At 63.5% G+C, this 3,375-nt stretch carries 2 protein-coding genes; one reads left to right on the forward strand and one right to left on the reverse strand.

Annotated elements, in window-relative coordinates; genetic code table 11:
- Positions 1 to 622: 622 nt before the first annotated feature.
- Positions 623 to 1,855, reverse strand: a complete 1,233-nt coding sequence (locus QW868_RS33425) for an ABC transporter substrate-binding protein (RefSeq protein WP_315781338.1) — start codon at positions 1,853 to 1,855, stop codon at positions 623 to 625.
- 269 nt (positions 1,856 to 2,124) lie between these two features.
- Between QW868_RS33425 and QW868_RS33430 the strand changes: the two genes are divergently transcribed.
- Positions 2,125 to 3,264, forward strand: coding sequence for an acyl-CoA dehydrogenase family protein (locus QW868_RS33430; RefSeq protein WP_316232567.1), 1,140 nt, complete (start codon positions 2,125 to 2,127; stop codon positions 3,262 to 3,264).
- The last annotated feature ends 111 nt before the right edge of the window (positions 3,265 to 3,375 follow it).

Here is a 3,375-nt window from a genome sequence, read left to right on the forward strand (position 1 = left end):
TTGCGCATTGCGCGGGACACCAGCATCGGGGTGTCAGGACGCTGCGACTTCACGTCCGCAAGCGATCGTTCGTCCGCATCCTCGTTGAGGAGAATGCTGCGATCTCTCGCGGCCATCGCATCCCCACCTCGCGTGTCGTGACGATCGCGCGCAACGCCCCTCTGCGGTGAGGCGGGATGCAGCGATACAATCATGAATTCCGAAAAATCGCAAGTAAATTATTTTTATCAGAATCCGGAGGCAAGCCGAACATCGGTTTTCTTCGTGAAGAGCAGGCTCTTGCCGCGATGTCGGTCAGCTCCCCTCCCCCTTGCGGGGAGGGGGTGGGGGTCCAACGAGTCGTGCTCGATGTGATGAGGGAGGATCTCTGAGAGACGCGAGCACAGCTTCGCGGCAGGGGCGAGGGGGGGCTGAGGTCCAGAGCGCCTGATATATCGAGCGACGACGTCGATAGGCGCGGGGGCCTTCATGCGGGTCGGTGCGCGTGGACCCCCACCCCCGACCCCTCCCCGCAAGGGGGAGGGGAGCCGGCCGCCGTCGTCGTGAGAGATGGATATCTAATTTTCGGTGTGCTCGCGTTGCGAAGCCGAGCGAGACGCGCAGCGCGCCATCTTCCTTCCGCCTATCCCCCCACGTCCGCGCTGATGATGTCGCCGAACAGGTCCCATTTGCCGCCCTTGAACTGCATCATCTTGAGCTGCTCGATCGGGGCGAAATCATTGGGGCCGGTATTGACCTTGATGCCGGGGATCAGGGTGTCGGGCGCAAAATCCTTCAGGCTGGCGGCCTGCTTCATGACGTTGTCGCGGGTGAGAGTGTCGCCGCACTGCTTCAGGGTCTGCACCATGGTCTGGGCCGCGGCATAGCCATAGGCGAGGTTGGCGTCGGAGATGTTGGCGCCCGGCATGTACTTGTCGATGAAGGCCATGAACTTCTTCATGCCCTCGTCGTCCTTCCACTGGGGGTCCGACGGATCCTTGAGATAGCCGGCGGACAGCACGCCTTCGGACGCATCGAGGCCGGCGGGCTTCATCACCGCGCCGATCGAGATCGAGACGTCGGTCATGACATGCATCGGCTTCCATTCCAGCTCGGCGATCTTCTTGATCGCCTGGGCTGCGAATTTCGGCGTGGAGATGTTGACGAACACGTCAGCGCCGGTTCCCTTCAGCTTGACGATATGGGAATCGATCGAGGGCTCGGTGGTCTCGTAGCTCTCCTCGGCGACGATCATGGTCTTGGCCTTATCGCCGAGCACCTCCTTGATGCCGAGGACGTAGTCCTTGCCGAAATCGTCATTGGCATAAAAGATCGCGATCTTCGCGTTCGGCTTCTCCTTGAGGATGTACTTGGCGAAGATCCGCGCCTCGACGCGGTAGCTCGGCTGGAAGCCCATGGTCCAGGGGAATTCCTTCGGGTCGTTCCATTTGCTGGCGCCGGTGGCCAGGAACAGCTGCGGCACCTTCTTGGCGTTGTGATATTTCTGCACGGCGGTCTGGGTCGGCGTGCCCAGCGCATTGAACACCAGGAACACCTCGTCGCTCTCGATCAGCTTGCGCACCTGCTCGACCGTCTTCGGCGGGCTGTAGCCGTCGTCATAGGAGATGAAGTTGATCCGGCGGCCGTTGATGCCGCCCTGATCGTTGATCATCTTGAAATAGGCTTCCTCGGTCTTGCCGATGATGCCGTAGGCCGAGGCCGGGCCGCTATAGGCCTCGACGTTGCCGATCCTGATTTCGGTGTCGGTGGCGCCGGTGTCGTATTTCTTCTGCGCAAGCGCGCTCTGGCTCGCCAGTACGGAAAAGGCGGCCGCGGCCGCGAATGAGAGCAGAGTCCTGGTCGTCATCGGCAACATCCCTGGGCTTCCTCGATTGAATTTCCGTGATTGTCGTTTTTGCTCTTGGCCTGCGGCGATGGTGGCCATGGGAGGCCGCTCACCGCAATCGAGTGGGCAGATGTGTGCAATGCACTGTCTTGCGTCCAGGCGCTGGCCTTGGGAACCTGGCGGAGGCCGATCGGGCGCGCCGCAGGTGATTTTGCCGGCCAGCCACTCCACGCAAGTTGATACGGGCGTTTCCGGCGCATCTTCTCCCGCGCACGAAGCAGGATCCTCCCGGCACCGCCATGACGAAAAGCCCGTTCTACACGGCCGAGCACGAGGCCTTCCGCGACGTCATCAGGCGGTTCGTCGACAAGGAGATCGCGCCGTTCGCGAGCACGTGGGACGAGGCCGGCGAATTTCCGCGCGCGCTGTATCTGAAGGCGGCGGAGATCGGCCTGCTTGGGCTCGGCTTCCCGGAGGAATTCGGCGGCGTGCCGGCCGACCAGTTCATGAAGATCGTGTCGTCGCAGGAATTGGCGCGTGCGGGTGCCGGCGGCATCAGCGCCAGCCTGATGAGCCATACGATCGGCGCGCCGCCGATCGCGCGCGCCGCGCGGCCGGAGGTGAGGGCGCGGGTGCTGCCGGACATACTATCGGGCTCGAAGATTTCGGCGCTGGCGATCACCGAGCCGAGCGGCGGCTCGGATGTCGCCAATCTCAGGACCAAGGCGGTCCGCGACGGCGATCACTACGTCGTCAGCGGCGAGAAGACGTTCATCACCTCCGGGATGCGCGCTGACTACATCACTGTCGCCGTGCGCACCGGCGGACCTGGGCCGGCGGGCGTCAGCCTGCTGCTGGTTCCCGGCGACACACCGGGCCTGACGCGCACCAAGCTCGACAAGATGGGCTGGTGGGCGTCGGACACTGCGACCCTGCATTTCGACGGCTGCCGCGTGCCCGTCGAGAACCTGATCGGCGAGGAGGGGCAGGGCTTCAAGCTGATCATGCACAATTTCAACAGCGAGCGGATGGGCATGGCGGCGAGCTGCACGGCCTTCGCCCGTGTCTGCCTCGACGATGCGATCGCCTACGCCAAGGAGCGCCAGACCTTCGGCAAGCCGCTGGCGCAGCACCAGGTGATCAGGCACAAGCTGGTCGACATGGCGCAGCGCGTCGCGGCGTCGCAGGCGATGCTGGAAATGCTGGCGTGGCGGCTCGAACAGGGCGACAATCCGGTCGCCGAGATCTGCATGATGAAGAACCAGGCGACGCAGACGATGGCCTACTGCGCCTCCGAAGCGGTGCAGATCTTCGGCGGCGCCGGCTTCATGCGCGGCATCCGGGTCGAGCGGATCTATCGCGAGGTGAAGGTCAACGCGATCGGCGGCGGCACCGAGGAGATCATGAAGGATCTGGCCAGCCGGCAGATGGGATTGTGACGCGCACTCTGTCCGCTCGTCATGCCCGGGCTTGACCCACGGCTGTCCGGTTTAGACTGAGTGGACAAGGCGCATGGCGTGGATTCTTCTACGGTCTTGAGCATCGCCAAA

This window comes from Bradyrhizobium sp. SZCCHNR1051, assembly GCF_032489615.1.
In the GTDB taxonomy this organism is placed as follows: Bacteria; Pseudomonadota; Alphaproteobacteria; order Rhizobiales; family Xanthobacteraceae; genus Bradyrhizobium.